The sequence below is a fragment of the Paracoccus pantotrophus genome (assembly GCF_008824185.1).
GTDB lineage: Bacteria > Pseudomonadota > Alphaproteobacteria > Rhodobacterales > Rhodobacteraceae > Paracoccus > Paracoccus pantotrophus.
Map to the genome: position 1 here is coordinate 564,434 of NZ_CP044423.1, position 23,493 is coordinate 587,926.

Annotated in this window: 21 protein-coding genes and 1 riboswitch; of the genes, 8 read left to right on the forward strand and 13 right to left on the reverse strand. The window is 69.3% G+C overall.

What is annotated here, in order from left to right; all coding sequences use genetic code 11:
• Positions 1-9 precede the first annotated feature (9 nt).
• Entirely contained in the window at positions 10-1,230 is a 1,221-nt protein-coding gene (locus ESD82_RS02695) for an aminotransferase-like domain-containing protein (protein ID WP_028709817.1), read from the reverse strand.
• A 114-nt stretch (positions 1,231-1,344) separates the two neighbouring features.
• Between ESD82_RS02695 and ESD82_RS02700 the strand changes: the two genes are divergently transcribed.
• Entirely contained in the window at positions 1,345-2,313 is a 969-nt protein-coding gene (locus ESD82_RS02700; RefSeq protein WP_024842574.1) for a bile acid:sodium symporter family protein, read from the forward strand.
• On the opposite strand, the gene nrdF is transcribed toward ESD82_RS02700, so the two are convergent.
• The 4 genes from nrdF to nrdH all read right to left on the reverse strand — a co-directional run bounded on the left by nrdF (position 2,310) and on the right by nrdH (position 6,098).
• A complete protein-coding gene (gene nrdF, locus ESD82_RS02705) occupies positions 2,310-3,281 on the reverse strand; it encodes a class 1b ribonucleoside-diphosphate reductase subunit beta (protein WP_147429059.1) in 972 nt (323 codons plus the stop codon). The genes ESD82_RS02700 and nrdF overlap by 4 nt on opposite strands.
• Before the next feature lie 62 nt (positions 3,282-3,343).
• A complete protein-coding gene (nrdE, locus tag ESD82_RS02710; RefSeq protein WP_147429058.1) occupies positions 3,344-5,470 on the reverse strand; it encodes a class 1b ribonucleoside-diphosphate reductase subunit alpha in 2,127 nt (708 codons plus the stop codon).
• Positions 5,452-5,868, reverse strand: coding sequence for a class Ib ribonucleoside-diphosphate reductase assembly flavoprotein NrdI (gene nrdI, locus ESD82_RS02715; protein ID WP_024842577.1), 417 nt, complete (start codon positions 5,866-5,868; stop codon positions 5,452-5,454). Before nrdI ends, nrdE begins: the two co-directional genes overlap by 19 nt.
• 8 nt (positions 5,869-5,876) lie before the next feature.
• A complete protein-coding gene (gene nrdH / locus ESD82_RS02720) occupies positions 5,877-6,098 on the reverse strand; it encodes a glutaredoxin-like protein NrdH (protein ID WP_024842578.1) in 222 nt (73 codons plus the stop codon).
• Positions 6,099-6,190: 92 nt separating this feature from the next.
• A riboswitch (cobalamin riboswitch) is annotated at positions 6,191-6,381 on the reverse strand.
• 373 nt (positions 6,382-6,754) lie between these two features.
• Between nrdH and ESD82_RS02725 the strand changes: the two genes are divergently transcribed.
• The 3 genes from ESD82_RS02725 (at position 6,755) to ESD82_RS02735 (ending at position 10,928) form a co-directional block, all read left to right on the forward strand.
• Entirely contained in the window at positions 6,755-9,010 is a 2,256-nt protein-coding gene (locus ESD82_RS02725; protein WP_147429057.1) for a TonB-dependent receptor, read from the forward strand.
• A gap of 149 nt (positions 9,011-9,159) precedes the next feature.
• On the forward strand, positions 9,160-9,843 hold the full coding sequence (locus tag ESD82_RS02730) for a Fe2+-dependent dioxygenase (RefSeq protein ID WP_147429056.1): 684 nt from the start codon (positions 9,160-9,162) through the stop codon (positions 9,841-9,843).
• Positions 9,840-10,928 (forward strand): alpha-hydroxy acid oxidase, encoded by a 1,089-nt coding sequence (locus ESD82_RS02735; protein ID WP_028709816.1) that lies wholly within the window; start codon positions 9,840-9,842, stop codon positions 10,926-10,928. Before ESD82_RS02730 ends, ESD82_RS02735 begins: the two co-directional genes overlap by 4 nt.
• On the opposite strand, the gene ESD82_RS02740 is transcribed toward ESD82_RS02735, so the two are convergent.
• Together ESD82_RS02740 and ESD82_RS02745 are read right to left on the reverse strand one after the other, a co-directional pair.
• Positions 10,918-11,748, reverse strand: coding sequence for a DUF6635 family protein (locus ESD82_RS02740; RefSeq protein WP_147429055.1), 831 nt, complete (start codon positions 11,746-11,748; stop codon positions 10,918-10,920). The genes ESD82_RS02735 and ESD82_RS02740 overlap by 11 nt on opposite strands.
• Positions 11,749-11,815: 67 nt before the next feature.
• Positions 11,816-12,835: a YeiH family protein gene (locus ESD82_RS02745; RefSeq protein ID WP_024842583.1), complete on the reverse strand. Its 1,020-nt coding sequence runs from the start codon at positions 12,833-12,835 to the stop codon at positions 11,816-11,818.
• A gap of 102 nt (positions 12,836-12,937) precedes the next feature.
• Here ESD82_RS02745 and ESD82_RS02750 point away from each other — a divergent pair, with 102 nt between their 5' ends.
• A complete protein-coding gene (locus ESD82_RS02750; protein WP_147429054.1) occupies positions 12,938-13,840 on the forward strand; it encodes a LysR family transcriptional regulator in 903 nt (300 codons plus the stop codon).
• 106 nt (positions 13,841-13,946) lie between these two features.
• Here the strand turns inward: ESD82_RS02750 and ESD82_RS02755 are convergent, their stop codons facing one another.
• Positions 13,947-15,266 carry a C4-dicarboxylate transporter DctA gene (locus ESD82_RS02755; protein WP_028709814.1) on the reverse strand — a complete coding sequence of 440 codons (1,320 nt, stop codon included), beginning with the start codon at positions 15,264-15,266 and terminating at the stop codon, positions 13,947-13,949.
• A 161-nt stretch (positions 15,267-15,427) separates the two neighbouring features.
• Between ESD82_RS02755 and ESD82_RS02760 the strand changes: the two genes are divergently transcribed.
• From ESD82_RS02760 to ESD82_RS02770, 3 genes are all read left to right on the forward strand, one after another.
• Positions 15,428-16,330, forward strand: a complete 903-nt coding sequence (locus ESD82_RS02760; RefSeq protein ID WP_147429053.1) for a LysR family transcriptional regulator — start codon at positions 15,428-15,430, stop codon at positions 16,328-16,330.
• A 51-nt stretch (positions 16,331-16,381) separates the two neighbouring features.
• Positions 16,382-16,942: a DinB family protein gene (locus ESD82_RS02765; protein ID WP_147429052.1), complete on the forward strand. Its 561-nt coding sequence runs from the start codon at positions 16,382-16,384 to the stop codon at positions 16,940-16,942.
• Positions 16,943-17,087: 145 nt separating this feature from the next.
• Positions 17,088-19,220 (forward strand): DEAD/DEAH box helicase, encoded by a 2,133-nt coding sequence (locus tag ESD82_RS02770; RefSeq protein WP_147429051.1) that lies wholly within the window; start codon positions 17,088-17,090, stop codon positions 19,218-19,220.
• Here ESD82_RS02770 and ESD82_RS02775 read toward each other — a convergent pair.
• The 5 genes from ESD82_RS02775 to ESD82_RS02795 form a co-directional block, all read right to left on the reverse strand.
• Positions 19,217-20,455, reverse strand: a complete 1,239-nt coding sequence (locus ESD82_RS02775) for an Hsp70 family protein (protein ID WP_147429050.1) — start codon at positions 20,453-20,455, stop codon at positions 19,217-19,219. The genes ESD82_RS02770 and ESD82_RS02775 overlap by 4 nt on opposite strands.
• A 119-nt stretch (positions 20,456-20,574) precedes the next feature.
• Positions 20,575-21,000: a GlcG/HbpS family heme-binding protein gene (locus tag ESD82_RS02780; RefSeq protein WP_024842590.1), complete on the reverse strand. Its 426-nt coding sequence runs from the start codon at positions 20,998-21,000 to the stop codon at positions 20,575-20,577.
• Between the two features lie 27 nt (positions 21,001-21,027).
• Positions 21,028-22,236 carry an MFS transporter gene (locus tag ESD82_RS02785; RefSeq protein WP_244314491.1) on the reverse strand — a complete coding sequence of 403 codons (1,209 nt, stop codon included), beginning with the start codon at positions 22,234-22,236 and terminating at the stop codon, positions 21,028-21,030.
• A complete protein-coding gene (locus ESD82_RS02790) occupies positions 22,233-22,706 on the reverse strand; it encodes a nucleoside deaminase (protein ID WP_147429049.1) in 474 nt (157 codons plus the stop codon). The genes ESD82_RS02785 and ESD82_RS02790 overlap by 4 nt, the downstream gene beginning before the upstream one ends.
• A gap of 10 nt (positions 22,707-22,716) precedes the next feature.
• Positions 22,717-23,385: an ankyrin repeat domain-containing protein gene (locus ESD82_RS02795; protein ID WP_147429048.1), complete on the reverse strand. Its 669-nt coding sequence runs from the start codon at positions 23,383-23,385 to the stop codon at positions 22,717-22,719.
• Positions 23,386-23,493: the final 108 nt, after the last annotated feature.

Consider the following 23,493-nt stretch of genomic DNA (forward strand, 5'->3'; position numbering starts at 1 on the left):
CGGGCGGCTTCAGCCCGCCTCGGCCAGCGCGGCGCGGATGGCGCGGGCCAGGCGGCGGCAGCCCTCCTCCAGCCGCTCGGGCGGGTTCAGGGTAAAGTTCAGCCGCAGCGAACGGCGGTCCAGCCCCTCGGGATCGAAGACGCTGGAGGGCGAGATGCAGACCCCCTCGGCCATCGCGTGATGCAGCAGCCGGTCGGTATCCAGCCGCGGATCGCGCGCCGTGGCCCAGACGAACATGCCGCCGACCGGCACCTGCCAGTCCAGCTCGCCCGCCAGATGCGCCTGCAGGGCGGCGCAAAGCGCGTCGCGCCGGGCGCGATAGATCGCCAGCACCTCGGGGCGGATGCGGTCGGTGATCCCCGCCTGCAACGCGCGCAGCGCCAGCATCTGCGACAGGCCGCTGGTGCACATGTCCGAGCCCTGCTTGGCGGTGGCCAGCGCCACGATCATCTCGGGGGCGGCGATCACCCAGCCGATGCGCAGCCCCGGCGCCAGTTCCTTGGAGAGCGAGCCCATGTAGACCACCGGCCCGCCATAGGGGCCGGGCCGCTCGGCCGCCGACAGTTCGAGCAGCCGGGGCAGCGGCTCGCCTTCGTAGTAAAGCGCGCCATAGGGGTCGTCCTCGATCAGCCAGGTGCCGGTGGCATGGGCGGCGGCGACCAGCGCCTGCCGCTCGGGCAGGGCCACCAGCCGGCCGCTGGGATTCGAAAAATTCGGCACCGTATAGGCGAATTGCGCCCCCGCCAGCGCGGCATGGGGGTCGAAATCGTTGCCTTCGATCCGCATGGGCCGATAGCGCGGCGCATGCGGCATCCAGGCGTCCAGCGCCCCCAGATAGGCCGGGCTTTGCGCCGCGACCGTCCCGCCCGGTTCCAGCAGCACCTTGCCCATCAGCTCCAGCGCCTGCATGCCGCCGGTGGTGATCAGCACGTTCTCGCGCGACAGCCGCAGCGCCTCGGTCGAGAAGCGGGCGGCGATCAGGTCGCGCAGCGCCGGCAGGCCGGGGATCGGGCCATAGCCCAGCGTCTCGTCCGGGTGGTTGCGGATCGCCTCGGCGGCAAGATCGGCCAGTTCCGCGACCGGCCAGACCGAGGGCTCGGGCAGGCCGCCGGCAAGGTTGACCAGGTCGGGCACCTGGCCGGCCGCCAGGAAGACCGAGGTCACGTCATTGCTGCGGGACAGCCAGGGGGCGAAAGCGGGGCGCATGGTCGGAACGGTTTGGTCGGGCATGACCCTGCTGTGACCGTTTTTTGCCAGCGGGGCAAGCGTCATGGCATTCCGCCGGCGGCTTGTGCCGGGCCCCGATGTATATCAGACAGGGGCGAACGCGCGACGGGGAAGACCATGCAGGCATTGAAACGGATCGGCATCGACACCTACATGCTGCTGCTGATCGGCATGGTGCTGCTGGGGCTGCTGTTGCCCGCCCGCGGCATGGCGGCCGAGATCCTGCGCGGTGCGACCTTCTGGGCGGTGACGCTGCTGTTCTTCCTCTACGGCGCCAAGCTCGATCCGGCCTCGGTCCGGGCGGGGCTCTTGAACCTGCGGCTTCAGGGCCTGACCTTCGGCGCCACCTATGCGCTGTTCCCGGCCCTGGGCATCCTGCTGGCCATCCTGTTCGGCCGCGTGCTGGGCCCTGAACTGACGCTGGGACTGCTGTTCCTGGCCGTGCTGCCCTCGACGGTGCAAAGCTCGATCGCCTTCACCTCGATCGCGGGTGGCAACGTGCCGGCGGCGATCTGCGCCGCCTCGCTGTCGAACCTGGTGGGTGTGGTGCTGACGCCGCTGCTGGTCACGCATCTTCTGCATCAGGAGGGCGGCGGCGCCAGCCTGGACGCCATCCAGAAGATCGCGGTGCAGATCCTGCTGCCCTTCGTCGCAGGGCAATTGCTGCGGCGCTGGATCGGCGGCTTCGTCCAGCGCCACCGGCTCATGACCATGGTGGTGGACCGGGGCTCGATCCTGCTCATCGTCTATTCCGCCTTCGGCGCCGGCACCGTCGCGGGCATCTGGTCGGCGATCCCGCTGCCCGGGCTGGTGCTGTGCTTCCTGGTCACTGCGCTGCTGCTGGCCCTGGTCATGGGGGGCATGGTGGGCGCCGGGCGGCTGTTCCGCCTGCCGCCCCAGGACCAGGCGGTGCTGTTCTTCTGCGGCTCGACCAAGAGCCTCGCCAGCGGGCTGCCCATCGCCACGGCGATCTTCCCGGCGGCGACGGTGGGCGCTACCGTGCTGCCGGTGATGATCTATCACATGACGCAGCTGCTGGTCTGCTCGGCCATCGCGCAGCGGCTGGCGCGCAACCCGCGCGCCTAGAAGTCCCAGTCCTCATCCTCGGTCGCGACCGCCTTGCCGATGACATAGCTCGACCCCGAGCCGCTGAAGAAATCGTGGTTCTCGCTGTCCGGGGACAGGGCGGCCAGGATCGCCGGGCTGACCTCGCAGGCCTGCGGCGGGAACAGCGCCTCGTAGCCCAGGTTCTGCAAGGCCTTGTTGGCGTTGTAATGCAGGAAGGCCTTGACGTCCTCGGTCAGCCCGATGCCGTCATAAAGCTCTGCGGTGTATTTCGCCTCGATATCGTAGAGATCGAAGATCAGCGAAAAGGCGAAATCCTTCAGCGCCGCGCGCTCGGCCTCGCCCAGCCGCTCCAGCCCGCGCTGGTACTTGTAGCCGATGTAATAGCCATGCACAGCCTCGTCGCGGATAATGAGGCGGATCAGGTCGGCGGTATTGGTCAGCTTGGCGCGGCTCGACCAGTACATCGGCAGGTAGAAGCCGGAATAGAACAGGAAGCTTTCCAGGAACACGCTGGCGATCTTGCGCTTCAGAGGGTCCGAGCCGGCCTGGTATTCCTCCAGCACCAGCCGCGCCTTCTGCTGCAGATGCAGGTTTTCCTCGGCCCAGCGAAAGGCCGCGTCCACCTCGGGCGTCAGGCACAGCGTCGAGAAGATCGAGGAATAGGACCGCGCATGCACCGCCTCCATGAAGGCGATGTTGGACAGCACCGCCTCCTCATGCGGGGTCAGCGCATCGGGCATCATCGCCGGTGCGCCCAGGGTGTTCTGGATCGTGTCCAGAAGCGTCAGCCCGGTAAAGACGCGGATGGTCAATTCGCGCTCCTCGGGGCGCAGCGTGGCCCAGCTCTGCACGTCATTGGAAAGCGGCACCTTCTCGGGCAGCCAGAAGTTCACGGTCAGCCGGTTCCAGACCTCCAGATCCTTCTCGTCCTCCAGCCGGTTCCAGTTGATCGCCCGCAGGGGCGTCCGCTGCGCATGGTCCTTCATCCGAAGAGCCTTTCTTTCTTGTCCAAATATCCTCGGGGGTGCGGGGGCAGACAGCCCCCGCCTCAAAGCGTGCAGGAGACGCAGCCCTGCACCTCGGTGCCTTCCAGCGCGGTCTGGCGGAGCCGGATGTAATAGATCGTCTTGATGCCTTTCTTCCAGGCATGGATCTGGGCGCGGTTGATGTCGCGCGTGGTGGCCTCGGCCGGGAAGAACAGCGTCAGCGACAGGCCCTGGTCGACATGCTCGGTCGCCGCCGCATAGGTGTCGATGATCGCCTCGGGGCCGATCTCGTAGGCGTCGCGGTAATAGTCCAGGTTGTCGTTGTCCATGAAGGGCGCGGGGTAATAGACCCGGCCGATCTTGCCTTCCTTGCGGATCTCGATCTTGGCGACGATGGGATGGATCGAGCTGGTCGAGTTGTTGATGTAGCTGATCGAGCCCGTCGGCGGCACCGCCTGCAGGTTACGGTTGTAAAGCCCGTGCCGCATCACCGATTCCCGCAGCATGGCCCAATCCTCGCGGGTGGGCAGGCTGATGCCCGCGAAGACCCGCGCAACCTCGGGCAGCGAGGGCAGCCAGTCGCGCGTGACGTATTTGTCGAAGAACGAGCCGTCGGCATATTTCGACGTCTCGAAATCCTTGAAGGTCCGGCCCTTTTCCTGCGCAAGCCCGTTCGAGGCGCGGATGGCGTGATAGGCGACGGCGGCGAAATAGACGCTGGTGAACTCGATCCCCTCGGGGCTGCCGTAATGGATGCGCTCGCGCGCCAGGAAGCCGTGCAGGTTCATCTGGCCCAGGCCCACGGCATGCGCCTCGTCATTGCCGCGCCGGATCGAGGGCACGGCCTCGATCGCCGACATTTCCGACACCGCGGTCAGCGCCCGGATCGCCACCTCGACGGTCGCGCCGAAATCCGGCCCGTCCATGGTCGCGGCGATGTTCAGCGAGCCGAGATTGCATGAAATATCAGTGCCCAAATGGGAATAGCTCAGATCTTCGTTGAACGTGCTCGCCTCGTTCACCTGCAGGATCTCGCTGCACAGGTTCGACATGCTGATGCGGCCGGCGACCGGGTTGGCGCGGTTCACCGTGTCCTCGAACATGATATAGGGATAGCCGCTCTCGAACTGGATCTCGGCCAGGGTCTGGAAGAAGGCGCGGGCATTGATCTTCTTCTTCCTGATGCGCTTGTCGTCGACCATCTCGGCATATTTCTCGGTGACGGAAATCTCCGAGAAGGGCAGGCCGTAGACCCGCTCCACGTCATGGGGCGAGAACAGATACATGTCCTCGTTGCGCTTGGCGAGCTCGAAGGTCACGTCGGGGATGACCACGCCGAGCGACAGCGTCTTGATGCGGATCTTCTCGTCGGCATTCTCGCGCTTGGTGTCGAGGAAGCGCAGGATGTCGGGGTGATGCGCGTTCAGGTAGACCGCGCCGGCGCCCTGCCGCGCGCCCAGCTGGTTGGCATAGGAAAAGCTGTCCTCCAGCAGTTTCATTACCGGGATGACGCCCGAGGACTGGTTCTCGATCCCCTTGATCGGCGCGCCGGCCTCGCGCAGGTTGGTCAGCATCAGGGCGACGCCGCCGCCGCGCTTGGAAAGCTGCAGCGCCGAATTGATGCCGCGGCCGATGCTCTCCATGTTGTCCTCCAGCCGCAAGAGGAAGCACGAGATCAGCTCGCCCCGCGACTTCTTGCCGGCGTTCAGGAAGGTCGGCGTCGCCGGCTGGAAGCGGCCCGACAGGATTTCCTCCATGAAGCGCATGGCGAGATCCTCGTCGCCGCGCGCTAAGGCCAGCGCGACCATGACCACCCGGTCCTCGTAGCGTTCCAGATAGCGCCGCCCGTCGCGGGTCTTCAGCGTGTAGCTGGTATAATACTTGAAGGCGCCCAGGAAGGTCGGAAAGCGGAACTTCCGCGCATAGGCCGCGTCCCAGATCCGGTGCAGGAACTCGCGCGGATACTGCTCCAGGACTTCGGCCTCGTAATAGCCCTCGTCCACCAGATAGCCCAGCTTCTCGTCCAGCGAGTGGAAGAAGACGGTGTTCTGGTTGACATGCTGCAGGAAATACTGCCGCGCGGCCTTGCGATCCGCGTCGAAGCGGATGCGGCCCTCGCCGTCGTAAAGGTTCAGCATCGCGTTCAGCGCGTGATAGTCCAGCTCGGCCTTTACGCCATCGTCAAGCATTCCGTCCCCCAGAATTTCTCAAGCCCCGCCCGGACGCGGGAAAGATCATTGTCGTCGCCCGCCAGCTCGAAGCGGTAAAGCACGGGCACGTTGCATTTTGCGGCGATCACCCTGGCCGACAGGGCGAAGGCGGTGCCGAAATTGCGGTTGCCGCTGCCGATCACGCCGCGCAGCAGGCCGCGGCGGGCGGGATCGTTCAGAAAACGGATCACCTGTTTCGGCACCGCGCCGCGTCCCTCGCCATCGGCATAGGTCGGGCAGATCAGCACATAGGGCGCCGCGGGCTGCGGCAGCGCGTCGCGCGGCGAGACCGGAATGCGCCCGGCCGCCAGCCCCAGCCGCGCGACGAAGCGCGCGGTGTTCCCCGAGGCCGAGGAATAATAGACCAGCCCGCCCATGGCGCCGGTCAGGACAGCCGGCCGATCATGTCGGGCCGGAAGCCCGCCCAATGCGCATCGCCGGCGACGACCACCGGGGCCTGACGATAGCCCAGCGAGGCGACCAGCTCCATCGCCGCCTCGTCCTCGGTCAGGTCGACCAGCCGATAAGCCAGGCCGCGCGCGTCGAGCGCCCGCGTGGTGGCGGTGCATTGCACGCAGGCGGGCTTGGAGTAAACGGTGATGGGCATGGCCCGGCTCCTTCTGTTCTGTCGGCAAGAGAGGGCCGGGCCGATGGACATGCCACCGGACCCTGTTCCAGCCCCGCGCCCGCCGCACGGTTTCGTTCTTTCGCGCCATGGCAGGTCTTCTGACTTGCGGGTCTCGGCTCGGCCGGCCTTCCCGGAGCCTGGGCTCCAGTGGCATTCCAGCGTCGCTCGCCGCTTACAGCTGCGGGGGCAGTGCCGGCTTTTCACCGGCTTCCCTTTTCATCCCCGAGTCGGCCCCAGGGCAACCATGACCCCCGCAGTTAGCCACGGGTCACAGGCCGGGTCAATCCAGATTTAGTGGGCGATGGCACTGTTCTTAGAACATCTGGTGGGTCGCCGGGATCGCGGGCAGGGGCTGGATATGCTGCCGGCGGCGGCGATGACGGGCCATGGCGCGGGCGCAGCACCCGGCAGACTGTTGGATTATGGCAACAGGCGAGGTTGCGGAGCCGGGAAATGACGCTGCGTCGTTTGACAAGGTATGACAATTTGTCCTCTTGCGTTGATCAAGCGCAGCCGGACCGCGGTTTCACCCCGCTTTCCGCTGCGCGAACGCGCAAGCCATTGATGAGCCAGCACCTTCCTGTCGTTTCCGCCTTGAGGCGGTTGCGACTCATCTTTCGTGCCGGGATCAACCCATGAACAAAACCCATCCCAAACCGCCTGCCTCGGGGTCAGCCGCGCAATTGCTGCCGACCCTGGGCTTGCTGCCCGTGCTGGCCATCTCGGCCGGCGTGGCCGGCCCCGCCCAGGCGCAGGATACCGTAACCCTGGACACGGTGGTCATCCGCCGCCAGCAGGGCAACGAGGCCGAGACCAGCTACAAGGTCACCGAGAGCGCCTCGGACAAGGCCACCGCGCCGCTGCTCGACACGCCCAAGACCGTGACCGTCGTCACCGCGCGCCAGATCGAGGAGCGCGGCCAGACCTCGGTCGCGGACGTGCTGCGCACAACGCCGGGCGTCACCCTGGGCGCGGGCGAGGGCGGCGTGCCGCAGGGCGTGCGCCCCTATATCCGCGGCTTCGAGGCCAGCCAGGACATGCTGGTCGACGGCATGCGCAACGCCTCGCGCACGCAATACGAGGCCTTCAACCTGGAATCGATCGAGATCAGCAAGGGTCCGGGCGGCGTCTATTCCGGCGCCGGTTCGACCGGCGGCACCATCAGCCTGAACAGCAAGACCCCGCAGCCGGGCGCCTTTGACGAGGTGGCGCTGTCCTATGGCACCGGCAACTATGTCCGCGGCACGCTGGATTCGAACCGTGAATTCGGCGCGATCGGCCTGCGCCTGAACCTGATGGGGCAGCACGCCGACGATCTGGGCGGGCGCGACGGCGTCGAGTCCCGGCGCTTCGGCGTGGCGCCCAGCATCAGCTATCGCCTGACCGACGACAGCAAGATCACCGCCGGGCTGTATTACTACAAGGACGAGGATACGCCCGATTACGGCGTGCCGATGTCCAATGCGAGCACGCCGGCGGCATGGCGGCGTGGTTCGGGCACCAGCGTCGACCCGTTCCTGCCGGCCGATGTCGAGCCCGATACCTTCTACGGCCTGCACGCGCGCGATTTCCGCGATCTCGAATCCGCCTCGGGCTATGTGAAGTTCGAACATGCCTTCTCGGACAGCCTGCGGCTGACCACGGCCCTGCGCAAGGCGCGCGACACCAACACCTATGTCGTGACCTCGCCGACCTCGGGCAGCGACGGGCTGGTGTCGCGCAGTTCCAAGGCTTCGGACCGGGTGAACGAGACCGTGTCGTTCAACGCCCAGCTTTCGGGCGAGGCACGGGCCTGGGGCGTCGAGCATCGCTTCGCGGTCGGGGTGGACATCGCCAATTCCCGCGCCGCCACCCGCCGGCTGGCGGTGAACAATCCCGACCCGATGCCGACCTCGCCCTATGAGAATCCGAATCCCGGCGCGTTCTGGGGCGGCAGCATCGAGCGCGGCGGCGAGACCGGCTACAGCACCACCAAGTCGCGCGGCGTCTACGCGCTGGACACCATCACCTTCACCCCGCAATGGGAGGCGACGGTGGGGCTACGCTGGGACGATTACAGCGTCGACAGCGTCACCCATGCGACCGAGGATGATCCACGCGCGAGCAACGACAACGATTCCGATTTCCTGAACGGGATGCTGGGCGTGGTTTACAAGCCGGTGCCCAATGGCTCGATCTATGCCTCGGCCAGCACCTCCTCGAACCCGGCGGGCGAAGGCGCGGGCACCGGCGGCAGCAATGCCTCGGACGATCTGGACAGCCTCGATCCCGAGCGCAGCGTGAATTACGAGATCGGCACGAAATGGCTGGTGCTGAACGATCAGCTTGAGCTGAGCGCGGCGCTGTTCAGGACCGAAAAGGACAATGCCCGCGTCACCAACGCCCTGGGCGAGACCGAAAATATCGGCAATACCACCGCCAAGGGCATCGAGCTGGGCTTTGCCGGCCAGCTCACCGAGCGCTGGGGCATCTGGGGCGGCTATGTCTATCAGGACGTCAAGCTGAAGGACGGCGGCTGGAGTACGCCGCGCGGCGGCGGCGATCCCTATCCGAACCCCGCCACCGGCAAGCAGGTCGTGAAGATCCCGCGCAACAGTTTCTCGCTGTGGACGACCTATGACTACAGCCCGGAACTGACGCTGGGCGGCGGCGTGACCTATACCGGCAAGCGCATGGCCAGCTATTCGCAGAACGGCGATGCCGATGCCGGCCTGCCGTCAAGCTGGCGCACCGACCTGATGGCGGCCTATCGGCTGAACGAGGCCACGGCGTTGCAGCTCAACATCAACAACGTCTTCGACCGCCAGATCTATACCGACTCGCATAGCGGGCAATTCGCCAATATCGAGCCGGGGCGGAATTTCGTGCTGACGCTGAAGCACGCGTTCTGAGGATCGCGTCGCCACCGCTTCGGGGACGGCTTTCGGGCCGTTCCCTCTCGCTCGCGCTGCGGGCATTCCCAAAATCCGACAAAAACGCTTAACTTTCTGCGGCCCCGGCCCTATCCTGCGCCCGCCGCATTCCACCGCAGGAGAATCCCATGCTCGTCACCATTCCGGATCTGCTGACGCCCGAGGAGGTCGCCTATATCCGGCAGGTGCTGGAGGGTACCGACTGGGTCGACGGCCGCAGCACCGCCGGCGATCAGGCGGCCAAGGTCAAGCTGAACCTCCAGGTGCCGGTGGACAGCCCGGTGGCACGCGAACTCAGCGGCATCGTCATGCGGGCGCTGGGGCGCAGCCCGGTCTATTCCTCGGCCGCGCTGCCCCTGCACGTGTTGCCGCCGATGTTCAACCGCTATGACGAGGGCATGACCTTCGGCGCCCATGTCGACGGCTCGATCCGGGTCGTGCCCGGCAGCGGCCAGCGCATCCGCACCGATGTCTCGACCACCGTCTTCCTGACCCCGCCCGCAGATTACGACGGCGGCGAGCTGGTCGTGCACGACACCTATGGCGAGCATCGCGTCAAGCTGCCGGCGGGTCATGCCGTGGTCTATCCCGCGACCTCGCTGCATTCGGTGACGCCGGTGACGCGCGGCTCGCGCTGGGCCTCGTTCTTCTGGGCGCAGTCGATGGTCAAGGACGACTGGAGGCGGCACATGCTCTATGACCTCGACCAGTCGATCATGCGCATCCGCGCGATGCTGCCTGACGACGATCCGGCGGTCACGGGCATCACCGCGCATTATCACAACATGATCCGCCACTGGTCCGAGATTTGACCCAGGCCATTCCCCCCGACGTGGTGGCGCTGGAGGATTACCAGCGCCTGGCCGCCGCCATCCTGCCCGTCCCGGCGCGGGCCTATGTCGATGGCGCCGGCGCGGACGGGCTGACGGCACAGGCCAACCTTGCCGCCTGGCGGGGGATCAGGCTGCAATCGCGCCTGCTTTGCGACATGCGGGGGGCGCATACCGGTCTGCGGCTTTTCGGCCTGGACCTGCCGCATCCCTTCCTGCTGGCGCCGGTGGCCTTTCACGGGCTCGCCCATGCCGAGGGGGAACATGCGACCGCCCTTGGCGCCGCGGCGACCGGCAGCCTGATGGTGGTCTCGACCCAGTCCGGCCTGCCGCTGGAGGAGATCGCGGCCCGCGCGCAGGGGCCCTTGTGGTTCCAGCTCTACATGCAGCCCGACCGGGCCGACACGCTGGCGCTGGTCCGCCGGGCCGAGGCGGCGGGTTGTCGCGCGCTGGTCGTGACCGTGGATGCGCCGGTGAACGGCATCCGCAACACCGAAGCCCGCGCCGGCTTCGCCCTGCCCGAGGGGCTGCGGGCGGTCAACCTGGACGGCATGCGCCCGCCGCAGATCCGCAGCGAGCCGGGGCGGGCGGCGACCTTCCTGGGCCTGCTGGATCAGGCGCCGCGCTGGGAGGACATCGTCTGGCTGAAAGCGCAGACCCGGCTGCCGCTGCTGCTGAAAGGCATTATGTCGGCGCATGATGCCGGGCGTGCGGTCGCGGCCGGGGTGGACGGCGTGATCGTCTCGAACCACGGCGGGCGGGCGCTCGACACGCTGCCGGCGACGGCCGAGGCGCTGCCGGTGGTGGCCCGCCAGGTCGCCGGGCGCATCCCGGTGCTGTGCGACGGCGGCATCCGGCGCGGCACCGATGCGCTGAAGGCCCTGGCGATGGGCGCGGCGGCGGTGCTGGTCGGGCGGCCGCAGCTGCATGCGCTGGCGGTGGGCGGTGCGGCGGGGGTCGCGCATATGCTGACCATCCTGCGCGCCGAGCTTGAGGTCGCGATGGCGCTGACCGGGCGGCGCGACCTGGCCGGGATCGACGAAACCGTGCTTTGGCCTAGCCCCTGAAGCTGCGCCACAGGCTCAGCGCCGCGTCGGACAGGTCGCCCAGCCGGGCCAGAACATGTTCGCGCGCCAGCCCCGGCGCGTCCTCGGCCTTCTCCAGCCGGCGCAGCAGCCGCAGCACCCGGCGCTTGTGGATGCCGGTCCAAAGCTGGACCGGATCGGCGACGAGCCCGGCAAAGGTCGTCAGGACCGAGGCGAGCATGGCCAGCACCGCCCCGGTCAGCACCAGGTCCACGCTGGACAGCTCGCGCGGGAAGGCGCCGTACCACATGCGGCCGGCCCAGCTTCCCAGCGCAAAATCCTCGATCGCCTGCACCTGCGCTCGCAGATGTGCGACCGGCCCGGCCAGCGAGATCACGCTCGGCGTGGCGCGGTGGAACAGCAAGAGCCCCGAGGCCAGCACCAGGACCGAGGTGGTGATCTCGGATATCGCATTGCGGGTCTCGGCATAGTCCGAGGCGGCGCGGGCGACGCTTTGCGGCGCGGCCCCGGGCGCCAGCCCCTTTTCGGCCAGATCCTCGATGAAACGGGCCAGGTCCGCCTCGATCCGCTGCGCCACGTCGGATTTCAGGAAGATCTGCCGGCGCGACAGCCAGTCGCCCGCGCGCCGTAGCCCGATGCGGCGCAGAAGCGGCGCGGCCAGCCGCACCAGCAGGAACAGCGGCGACAGCATGACGTTCACCGGCGCGCGCAGCAGGTCGAGGCCAAGGGCGTGGCGATGCAGCGCCAGCGTGCCGCGCGGGCCATAGCGGGCGCGGACGAAGCGGCGGACCTCGGTCTCGCGCCGGGTCATCGGACGGGGGTCGGCGGGCTTTAGGGCCATGGGCGCGGTCCTTTGGCGGATCGCGCCCAATCTAGGCATGGCGGCGGGGCGGCTCAATGCCGCGGGGTCACAGCAGCGCCACCAGCCCCAGCCCCAGGGTCGAGATGAACAGCCAGGCCAGCGCCCCGAGCGCCAGCGGCCGGATGCCCTTGGCGCGCAGCTTGCGGATGTCGGTCTCCAGCCCCATCGCCGCCAGCGCCATGGTCAGCAGGAAGGCGGTCAGCGCCACCACCTCGGCATGCAGCGGCTCGGGCAGGGGCAGGGCGCTGTTCAGCAGCACCACGGCGATGAAGCCCAGCACGAACCAGGGCGTCGGCGCCGCGCCATGCGCGGCCTTGCCGCCGCGGCGCGCCAGCGTGCCCAGCACCAGGATCAGCGGCGCCAGCAGCATCACCCGGCTCAGCTTGGCCACGGTCGCGGCCTGCCCGGCCTCGGCGCCGTGCTGGAAGCCGGCGCCGACGACCTGCGCCACCTCATGCACGGTCGCGCCGACCCAGATGCCGTAATGCGCAGGCCCCATCGCCAGCATCTCGCCCAGCAGCGGCATGGCGATCATCGAGAGCGAGCCGAAGACCGTCACGCAGGCGATGGCATAGGCCACGTCCTCGTCCGTCCCGCGCGTGACCGTGTTCGTCGCGATCACCGCCGAGGCGCCGCAGACCGAGGTGCCGGCCGCGATCAGTTCCGCCAGCCGCGCCTCGACCCCCAGCGCCCGCCCGGCCCATCTGGTGAAGGCGAAGGTCGCGGCCAGCACCACCGCGATCACCGCCACCCCCGGCAGGCCCACGGCGCGCAATTGCTCCAGCGTCAGCTGGAAGCCCAGCAGCACGATGGCAAAGCGCAGCACGCGGCGCAGCGAAAAGCCGATGCCCGGCCGTGCCGCCCCGGGCGTGCCCACGAGGTTGCGCAGCGCCATGCCCAGCACCATGGCCACCACCAGCGGGCTGAGCGCCGGGATGCCCGAGAACCGATGCGCCGCCGTCGCCAGGACCGCGATGCCGAAGGTCAGTCCCAGCCCCGGCAGCGTGGCGCCCAGCCAGGCGGCGACGGCGGGGGATGTTGGCTGGTTCTGGTCGGTCGAGGACATGATCGCGCTTCCTTGCTGATGCAGCGGAACATGGTCGCGGATCGCTGTTCAATCCATCGCATTATATTTGCCATATCGTTCGATTTTGCTTATCAATGGCGCATGACGCTGGAACAGCTCCGCATCTTCCTGGCCGTGGCCGAGCGCCAGCACGTCACCCGCGCGGCCGAGGCGCTGAACCTGACGCAATCGGCGGTCAGCGCCGCCGTCTCGGCGCTGGAGGCGCGGCATGGCGTGCGCTTCTTCGATCGGGTGGGGCGGCGCATCCTGCTGACCGAGACCGGCGAGGCCTTCATGGCCGAGGCGCGCGCCGTGCTGGACCGCGCCGAGACGGCCGAGATGGTGCTGGAGGATCTGGCGCGCGAGCCGCGCGGGCGGCTGCGGGTCCATGCCAGCCAGACCGTCGCGAGCTATTGGCTGCCGCCGCGGCTGGTGGCGTTGCACGAGATGCATCCGGACATCGAGCTGCGGCTGACCGTCAGCAACACCACCCAGGTCGCCGATGCGGTGCAGGAGGGCGGCGCCGACCTGGGGCTGGTCGAGGGCGCGGTGGCGCATGGCGATCTGCACCGGCAGGTGGTGGCGCGCGACCGGCTGGTTTTGGTCATGGCGACCGATCACCCCTGGGTCGGGCGCGAGGCGGTGCCCCCGGCCGAGCTTGCCACGCAGAGCTGGATCCTGCGCGAGCCGGGTTCGGGCACCCGGTCCGAGTTCGAGACCTGGCTGGCCGGGCAGGGGCTGTGCGTGGCCGCGCTGCCCCTGGCGCTGGAATTGCCCTCGAACGAGGCGGTGCTGAACGCGGTGGCCTCCAGCCAGTGCCTTGCGGCGCTGTCGCAGCGGGCGGTGGCGCGCCCGGCCGCCGCCGGCTGGATTCGCACCCTGCCGCTGCCGGGGGCCGAGCGGCCGTTCTCGCTGCTGACCAATCCGCGGCGTTATCGCACCCGGGCCCAGCAGGCGCTGATCGGGATCCTGACGGACGAGGGCTTTGCCGCCGGCCTTCCCTGACGCGAAATGGCCTGCGCCATCGGGAGGGAAGGCGCAGGCCGTCTTCTCGGCGGGGCTGACCGGATCCGTCGCGCTGGGCCCGGCCAGCCCCGCGAGGCGACTTCGTTTAGCCGTGCTGGGGCTGCGACATCGGCGCATCCTCGTCCAGCACGTCCAGGGTCGGCATGTCCTCGCCCTCGAGGATGCGGCGGGCGCGGTCGCGGTCGATATCCCCCACCCAGGAGGCGACGACCACGGTGGCGACGCAATTGCCCAGGTAGTTCCCCAGGGCGCGGGCGATGCCCATGAACCAGTCGACCGACAGCACCAGCACCAGCCCGATGGCGGGGATGGCCGGGATCGCGGCCAGCGTCGCGGCCAGGATCACGATGGCCGAGCCCGGCACCCCATGCGCGCCCTTGGACGTCACCAGCGCCACGCCCAGGATGGCCAGCAGGTCGGTGGTGGACAGCGGCGTGTTGGTCGCCTGGGCGATGAAGACCGCCGCCAGCGTCAGGTAGATCGAGAAGGCGTCGAGGTTGAAGGAATAGCCTGTCGGCACCACCAGCCCCACGGTCGAGTCCTTGATACCCAGGTGTTCCAGCTTGCGCATGGTCTGGGGCAGCACGGCATCGCTGCTGGCCGTGCCGGCGACGATGCCGACCTCGGTGCGCAGGTAGCGCAGCAGCTTGAAGATGTTGAAGCCCGCCAGCCGCAGCACGAAGCCCAGGACCACAAAGACGAAGACGGCGATGGTGACGTAGAACAGCCCGACCAGGTAGCCCAGCTGCGCCAGCGAGCCGATGCCGTATTGCCCGACGGTGAAGGCGATGGCGCCGAACACGCCCAGCGGCGCCAGCCGGACGATGAAATACATGATCTTGAAGGTGACGTCGCCCGTCAGCTCGATCATGTGCAGCAGCGGCTTGCCGCGCTCGCCCACCAGCGACAGGGCGCAGCCGAACAGGATGGCGACCAGCAGCACCTGCAGGATGTCGCCCTGGGCGAAGCCGCTGATCATCGTGGTCGGGATCAGCTTCATCAGGAAGTCGACGGTGCCGCCGCTGGTGACTTCATGCGCGCGGTCCACATAGGCCGACAGCGCCGAGGCGTCGAGCTGGCTCACGTCGATGTTCATGCCATGGCCCGGCCCGAACAGATAGGCGACCGCGATGCCCAGGGCCAGCGCGATGGTGGTGATGATCTCGAAATAGATGATGGCGCGCACGCCGACCTTGCCGACCTTTTTCAGGTCGCCCGCGCCGGCGATGCCATGCACGACGACGCAGAACACGATAACGGGGATCAGCATCTTGATAAGCTTGATGAACCCGTCTCCCAGCGGCTTCATCTTGGCGGCGAACTCGGGCGCGAAGAAGCCGGCGACGATCCCCAGCACCAGCGCCACGCAGACCTGTCCAAACAAGGACCTGGACCAATTCGGCATGTGTTTCCGTTCCTCCCTGTGACGGAAGGGGGGCCGCGATGCGGCGATGCGTCTCCTTGCGCATCGGCACATGGTCGCGGCCACCCCTCATTCCGAAGATTGTTGGCCAATGGCACATCCGTGTCTAATATTGATTTGCCGTTGATCAATATGGTGACGATATGAGAATACGCCAGCTTCGCTGCTTCGTCGTTCTGGCCGAGGAGTTGAACTTCACCCGCGCCGCCCGGCGGCTGAACATGTCGCAGCCGCCGCTGAGCACGCAAATCCAGACACTTGAACGCGAAGTGGGTGCCGAACTGATCAGCCGCACCAGCCGCAAGGTGGCGCTGACGCGGGCGGGCGCGCTGTTCCTGCCCAGGGCGCGCAACATGCTGGACCAGTACGAACGCAGCCTGCACGAGATCCGCGAAATCCAGCAGGGCCAGGACGGATTGCTGGAAATCGGCGCCACCGGCTCGATCCTGCGCGGCGGCCTTGCCGAGCTTCTGGCGCATTTCGCCCGGCTGCATCCGCGAATCACCCTGCGCGTCCACGAACAGACCCCGGCCACGCAGATCACCGAGGTGCTGAGCCGGCGCACCGATGTCAGCTTCAACCGCTCGGTGCCGCGCGACGAGGAGCTGGCCCATGAATACGGCTGGCGCGAGGAGATGGTGGCGCTGGTGCGCAGCGACCACAGGCTGGCCGGGCGCACCTGCGTCTCGATCGACGATCTGCGCGAGGACCAGCATGTGGTGCTGCGCCCCGACAGTTCCGATTTCGCGGCCTATGTCATGGCCTGTATCATCGCCTCGGGCTATCGGCCGCGGGTCTCGCAGCAGGTGGTGGATGCCCAGTCGATCCCCAGCCTGATCGTGGCGGGCTTCGGGGTCAGCATCGTGCCGGCGGGCATCGCCAAGCTGACGGCGGGACCGCTGACCTTCCTGCCGATCCGGCCCAACCCGCCGGTCTCCGAGGTCTATATCGTCTATCACCACCGCGACCCGGTGCCGGCGCTGCAACTGTTCCTGGCCGAGATCCGCCGCAGCCTGGGCCATGATCCCGCCGGGCCGCGGCGCTAGAGGCTCGACCCGGCGGGCGCCGCGCGGCATCATCGCGGCAGGAGGTGCCCGATGGTCCAGATGCTGCGCATGCTGCGCAAGCTGGCGCAGATGAACCGCCTGGCCAATGCCCGGCTGCATCGCGCCTGCGCTGCCCTGCCGCCCGGCGCCTATGAGGCGCCGCGCCCGTCCTTCTTCGGCTCGATCCGCGCCACGCTGAACCATATCCTGCTGGTCGACCGCTTCTATATCGACGCGCTGGAGGGCCGGCCGCTCAATGAGGCCGCGCTGGCCGAGGCGCGGGATTGCCCTGACCTCGCGCGGCTGTCCGAATGGCAGACGCGGATGGACGACCGCCTGCTGGCGCTGGTCGCGGCGCTGACGCCGGACGCCCTGGCGGAAATCGTGGCGGTGGACCGGGGCTTGCGCGTGCAGCACGACCGCCGCGACGACCTGCTTTCGCATCTGTTCCAGCACCAGACCCATCACCGCGGGCAGGTGCATGGCCTGCTGTCGCAGGCCGGCATGGTCCCGCCGCAGCTGGACGAATTCATCGTCGGCGACGATGCGGCGGCGCGGGCCGAGGACATGGCGCGGCTCGGCTGGACCGAGGATCAGCTGATGCGGCCCTAGTTTCGCTTTGACTTGCGGGCCGCGACAGGATAGGCGGGCGGCTTGGCTCCGCATTCCGGGCCGGCGGGTCATGGGAGGGCCCGGCCGCAAAGGGGATGGTGCCTTTCACCGGATGCGCCCCCGCATCCCCTTTCTGGCGAAGACGATGAACGAACATGATATTGCCGCGCCTCTGGCCGCGGCGCTGGCGGCCAAGGGCTATGCCAGCCTGACCTCGGTGCAACAGGCCGCCCTGGCCCCCGAGGCGCGGGGCCACGACGTGCTGGTCTCGGCGCAGACCGGATCCGGCAAGACCGTGGCCTTCGGCCTGGCCATGGCCGGCGACATCCTCGACGGCGATGCGCTGCCCGAGGCGGGCCAGCCGCTGGCGCTGGCCATCGCGCCGACGCGCGAGCTGGCCTTGCAGGTGGCGCGCGAGCTGGGCTGGCTTTACGAGCAGGCGGGCGTGCGCATCGCCACCTGCGTCGGCGGCATGGACTATCGCACCGAGCGCCGGGCGCTGGAGCGCGGGGCGCATATCGTCGTCGGCACCCCCGGCCGGCTGCGCGACCATATCGAGCGCGGCTCGCTGGACCTGACCGGCCTGCGCGCCTGCGTGCTGGACGAGGCGGACGAGATGCTGGATCTGGGCTTTCGCGAGGATCTGGAATTCATCCTGGGCTCGGCGCCGGCCGAACGGCGCACGCTGCTCTTCTCGGCCACGGTGCCGCCGGCCATCGAGGCGCTGGCCCGCGACTTCCAGCGCGACGCGCTGCGCATCCAGGCGATGGGCGAGGCGCGCCAGCACGGCGACATCGAATATCGGGCCCTGTCGGTGACCACCCGCGACCGCGAGCACGCGATCTTCAACACCCTGCGCTATTACGAGGCCAGCCGGGCGATCATCTTCTGCAAGACCCGCGCCAATGTGAACCACCTGCTGGCGCGCATGGGCAATCGCGGCTTCAAGGTGGTGGCGCTGTCGGGCGAACTGTCCCAGCAGGAACGCAGCCACGCCCTGCAAGCCCTGCGCGACGGAAGGGCGCGGGTCTGCATCGCCACCGATGTGGCGGCGCGCGGCATCGACCTGCCGGGGCTGGAACTGGTGATCCATGCCGACCTGCCGACCAATCCCGACACGCTGCTGCACCGTTCCGGCCGCACCGGCCGGGCGGGCGCCAAGGGCACCTCGGTGCTGATCGTGCCCTCGGCGGAATACAAGCGGGCGCAGCGGCTCTTGCAGCGCGCCAAGCTGGTCGCGGACTGGGGCAAGGCGCCCTCGGCCGACGAGGTGCAGGCCCGCGACGACGCGCGCATGCTGGACCATCCGGCGCTAGCCGAGGCGCCGGGCGAGGAGGCGGGGCTGGCTGCCGCGCTGCTCGACCGCTTCGGCGCGGAACGGGTCGCATCGGCCTTCGTGCGGCTGTGGCGCGAGGGGCGCCCGGCGCCCGAGGAACTGTCGGAAAGCGTGGGCCCTGCGCCTTCTGCGCCGCGCGAACGGGGCGAGTTCGGCCCGGCGGTCTGGTTCCTGCTTTCGGTCGGCCATTCCGGCCGGGCCGAGGCGCGCTGGCTGCTGCCCAAGATCTGTGAGGCGGGCAACATCACCCGCGATGCCATCGGCGCGATCCGGGTCAAGACTGAGCAGACCTTCGTGCAGATCGCCGCCGCCGTCGCGCCGAATTTCGGCGAGCGGATCGAGCTGGAGCCCGGCCTGACCATGCGCCGGATCGAGGGCGAGCCGGTTTTCGAGCCTGCCGCCGGGCGCGACAAGCGGCCCGGTCGGCGGGAGTATTTGGAAAACGGTGAAACGGCAGGTGCGATGCCCCCCGCGCGCGAGAAGAAACCGCATCGCGGCCAGGCGTCGCGCTCTGCACGGCCCGAGGCACTGGAGCCGCGCGCCGAGGACAGGCCCAAGCCCGCCCGGCGCCCGGCCTTGCTGGATCCCGCCGACGTGAAGCCGCGCGCCGCCCGTCCTGCCCCCGCCCCCGCCCCCGCCCACGGCCGCGAGCCCGCGCCGGAAGCCGAGGCGCCGGAAACCCCGCGCAAGGCCCGCTGGAGCGCCGAGAAGAAGCAGGCGCACAAGGCAGCGCCGAAAACCGCCCCGCGTGCAGGGCTGAAATCGGCGGGCTTCAAGACGCATGGCGGCGCGGCGCGCGACGACCGCCCGGCGCGGGGCGACGGTGCCGAGGCGCGGCCGAAGCGTGCCGCGGGCTTCAAGTCGCACAAGGCGGCTGGCGGCTGGCAGGGCAAGGGCGGTGACAAGCCGTTCCGTGCCGGGCCGAAACCCGGCAAGCGCTAGCGCGCCGTCGCCAGTGCCAGCCCGTCCACCACGGCGGTGAAGGCCCCCGCGCGCCGCAGCTGCGCGCCGGGGCAAAGCCGCAGCGCCTCGGCGGCGACGAAGCCCATCAGGCTGGAACCGCCGACCAGAATCACGCTGCCCACCTGTCCGGGCGCGATCCCCGCCAGCCGCAGCGTCTCGGCCGCGGCTTGCGCAAGATCCCTGCGGCAATCCGACAGCGCCGCCTCCAGCGAGGCGGGCGAGATTTCCGGCGCCAGGCCCGGCTCGACGAATCCCATGGCGATGCGCGCGCCGTCGCCGGCATTGGCGGCGATCTTGCCGCGTTCGACCGCGAAGGCCAACTCATGGCCCAGCTCCTCGTCCAGGACCGCGACGAGGCGGTCCATGGCGGCGCGGTCCACCGCCATGCGGGCCATCCCGGCGGCCATGCGCCGCGTCTCGGGGACATAGAGGAAGGGGATCCTGGCCCAGGTCGCCAGGTCGACATAGATCGCATTCGGCACCGGCAAGAGCCCCGGTCCCATCGCGCGCCGCAGCTGCCCGCCATGACCCAGCGCCGGCATGGCATGGCTTAGCGAAACCTGCTGGTCGAAATCCGTGCCGCCCAGTCGGATGCCGTGATTGGCGAGGATTTGCAAGCCGTCGCCCCGGCTGCGGAAGGCCGAGAAATCCGAGGTGCCGCCGCCGATATCGACGATCAGCCCGATCTCGCCCGCGCGGCCCAGGCCGTGGCTGGCCAGCGCCGCCGCCTCGGGCTCGGGCAGGAAGGCGACCTCGCCGAAGCCGGCCGCCAGGTAGCAGCCCTGCAGGTCGGCCAGGGCCTGCGCGTCGCGGACGGGGTCGTTCGAGTGGAAATGCACCGGCCGGCCGGACAGCGCGCGGCGAAAGGGCCGCCCGGCGGCCGCCTCGGCCCGCTCGCGCAGGGTGGCGAGAAAGGCCGTGACGATTTCGGAAAGCGTGCGGCGCTTGCCGGCGATGAGCCGCGATTCGTGGAACAGCGCCGTTCCCAGCACGCTTTTCAGCGCCCGCATGTAGCGGCCCTCGTCGCCTTGGATCAGCGCCTCGGCCGCCGCCGCGCCGATGCGCATGGCGCCGCCCTGGGCGGGGAAGAAAACGGCGGTCGGCAGGGTTTCGGCCCCCGGCTCGATGGCGATGCGCCGCGGCTGCCCCTGGTCCAGGATCGCGGCGGCCGAGTTCGATGTCCCGAAGTCGATGGCGAGCCAGTCGTTGCGCATCCCTGTCCGTCCCCGTGCCCCTGTCCGCAAGGCCCGCGCTGCTAGCCTTTTGCGCGGCCGGGCGCAAGCGCGTCCGGCCGCGGGATGGGCGCGTTCCGGGGGGCGGTCCGGGCTGGGGGTCAGGTGCGATGCGCCCGCCAATGGTCGATGCCGGCCTGCGCCACCGCCTGGTCCTGCGCCGGCGTGCCGGACGAGACGCCGATGCCGCCGACGGTCTGGCCGTCGTGATCGACCGGCAGTCCCCCGCCCACCACCATCAGCCGCCCGCCGATGGCCGAGGAAATGCCCCAGGCCGGGGCGCCCGGCTGGCTGGCGGCGCCGTATTCATGCGTGGCCTTGCGCGCCGCGGCGGCGGTGAAGGCCTTGTCGATGGCGATGGTGGCAGATGTCACCTTGCCGCCGTCCATGCGCGAAAAGGCCAGAAGCTGGCCGCTTTCGTCGGTGACGGCGATGCACATGGGCACGCCGATCTCGCGGGCATGGGCCTCGGCTCCGGCGATCAACAGGCGTGCATCGGCCTGGTCCAGTCGGGTGATGGTCAGCATGGGTTCCTCCTCCTTGTCGAAAATCGTTCACTCGGCCGGCGCGGCATCCGTGCGCAGCGGGCCGGGCCGGTGCAGGGCGCGCCGATAGCTGGCCGGCGACAGGCGCAGCGCCAGGGCCGAGACCGCCAGTACGGCGGCCAGATGCAGCGCCCAGCCGGGGGCGAAGCTGCCGGTCAGGTCGTACAGCAGCGCCAGGATCCAGGGCGGGATCGCGGCCAGCAGGAAGCCGCCGCCCTGCATCAGCGCCGCCAGCGCCCCGGCCTGCGCCGGATCGGGCAGATGGTCCAGCGCCACGATCATCATCAGCGAAAAGCAACCGCCAAGCCCGGCGCCCAGCAGAAAGGCGATGGGATAGGGTGCGGCCTCGGGGCGCAGGACCAGCATGGCAAAGCCAAGCGCCTGCATGGCCAGGCAGATCCCCAGCCAGGGCCGCCGGTCGCTGCCGTGACTGGCCAGGACCGGTGTGACCAGCGCCGAGACCGCCTGGCCCACCGCCAGCACCGCCAGCAGCCCGCCGCTGGCCCCGACCGACCAGCCCAGGTCCTGGAAGGCGGGCGCAAGCCAGGCGACGGACGAGGAATAGCCGCCGTTGATCAGCCCGAAACAGGCCATCAGCAGCCAGACCCGCGGCCGACGCAGCCAGTGCCACAGTCCCTGCCGGGCGGTCCGCGGCGCGCGTGCCTCGGGCGGCAGGGCCAGCGCCACCAGCAGCGCGGTCAGCACGGCGGGCAGCGCCAGCCAGCCAAGCGCCAGCCGCCAGCTGCCCGACCAGGCGGCGATCAGCGGCGCGGCCTGCGCGCCGAAGGCACCGCCGCCCATCATCATCGCGGCGTAAAGCCCCATGGCCAGGTTGATGCCGCGCGGGAACTCGCGCTTGATGATGGTGGGAAACACCGCCTGCACCACCGCCGCGCCCACGCCCAGCAGCATGGCCGAGCCCAGCATGTCCAGCGCCGAATGCGCCCCCAGCCGCAGGCCCGAGCCCAGGCCCAGCACCAGCAGCGCCAGCACGGCGGCGCGTTTCGCCCCCAGCCGCGCCTGGATCGCCGGGCCGAGAAAGGCGCCCGCGCCCATCAAGAGGATCGGCAGCAGCGTGAGGGCCGAGAGGCCCTGCATGGTCAGGCCGGTCTCGGCCGAGATCGGCGCTGCCAGCGGGCCGACCCCGGTCAGGAAGGGCCGCAGCGCCAGCCCGACCATGGCCACCACGGCCAGCATCAGCGGCTGACGGTTCGTCACGCCCGGTCCTGCCGTGCCTTCCAGTCGGCATAGAGATCGCCCATGCCCTGGGGGCGCAGGGGCCGGTGGCGGATGGTCATGGATTGCTGCGCCAGCGGTTTCGCCAGTTCCTCGTAAAGCGCGGCCGTGGACAGGCCGTAGGGTGCCCCGTCCTGGTTCGAATAGGCGAAATGCACCTCGGCCACGCCGGCCAGCCGCATGGCGGCCAGGCACATCGGGCAGGGCTGGCCGCTGGCATAGACCGCGCAGCCCGAAAGATCGGCCGAACCCAGCCGCTGCGCGGCGGCGCGCAGGGCCACCAGCTCGGCATGGGCCGTCGGGTCATGGGTGGCGACGGTCTCGTTGACGCCGGTCGCCAGCACCTCGCCGCCCCGCACCACAACCGCGCCAAAGGGCCGCCCGCCGGCCTGCACGTTGCGATGCGCCAGCATCACCGCCTGTTCCAGATAGCGTGTCGCCTTGTCGGTCATCGTTCTTCCTTCACTTTGCGCCGGCTTCGGCCAACCGCGCCGCGATCGCGTCGAAACCCCTGCGGCGGGCATGGGCCAGCGGCGAGACGCCCTCGGCATCGGCCAGGTTTACATCGGCGCCGGCCGCGACCAGCAGGTCGACCACCTGCTGCTGGCGCGGGCCGCCATCGCCCAGGACGATCGCCTCCAGCAATGCGGTCCAGCCCAGCCGGTTGACATGATCGATCTCGACCCCGGCCCGGATCAGCCGGCGGACGGTCTCGACATGGCCACGCTCGGCCGCCGGGATCAGCGCCGTGCCGCCGAAGCGGTTGGTGCTGGCCAGATCGGCGCCATGGGCCAGCGTCAGCTCGAGGATCTCCAGATGCCCGCGCGCCCCGGCATAGAGATAGGGGCTGTCGTGGATGGCATCCCTGGCGTTCACGTCGGCGCCGGCCTCGATCAGCGCCCTCGCGGCCTCGACCCGGTTGGCATGGGTCGCCACCAGCAGCGGCGTGCGCCCCTTTGCGTCGCGCGGGTCCACGGCCACGCCGCGGGCCAGAAGGTCGCGGATGGCCGCGGCATCGCCATCGGTCGCGGCGGCGAACAGGGCGGTCTCTTGCATGGTCTGTGCCTGGACGGGCAAGGGGCTGGCGGCGCCCAGGGCGAAGGCGAACAGGATCGCCAGAAGCTTGTGCATGGCCTGCCTTGCTGTTGCGATTGGACCCGGCGCCGGCGGCCGATCAAGCGGCGGCCGCAGGGATCGGTTTCGCCAAGGTATCGCGGCGACGCAGCGAAAATAATCTCT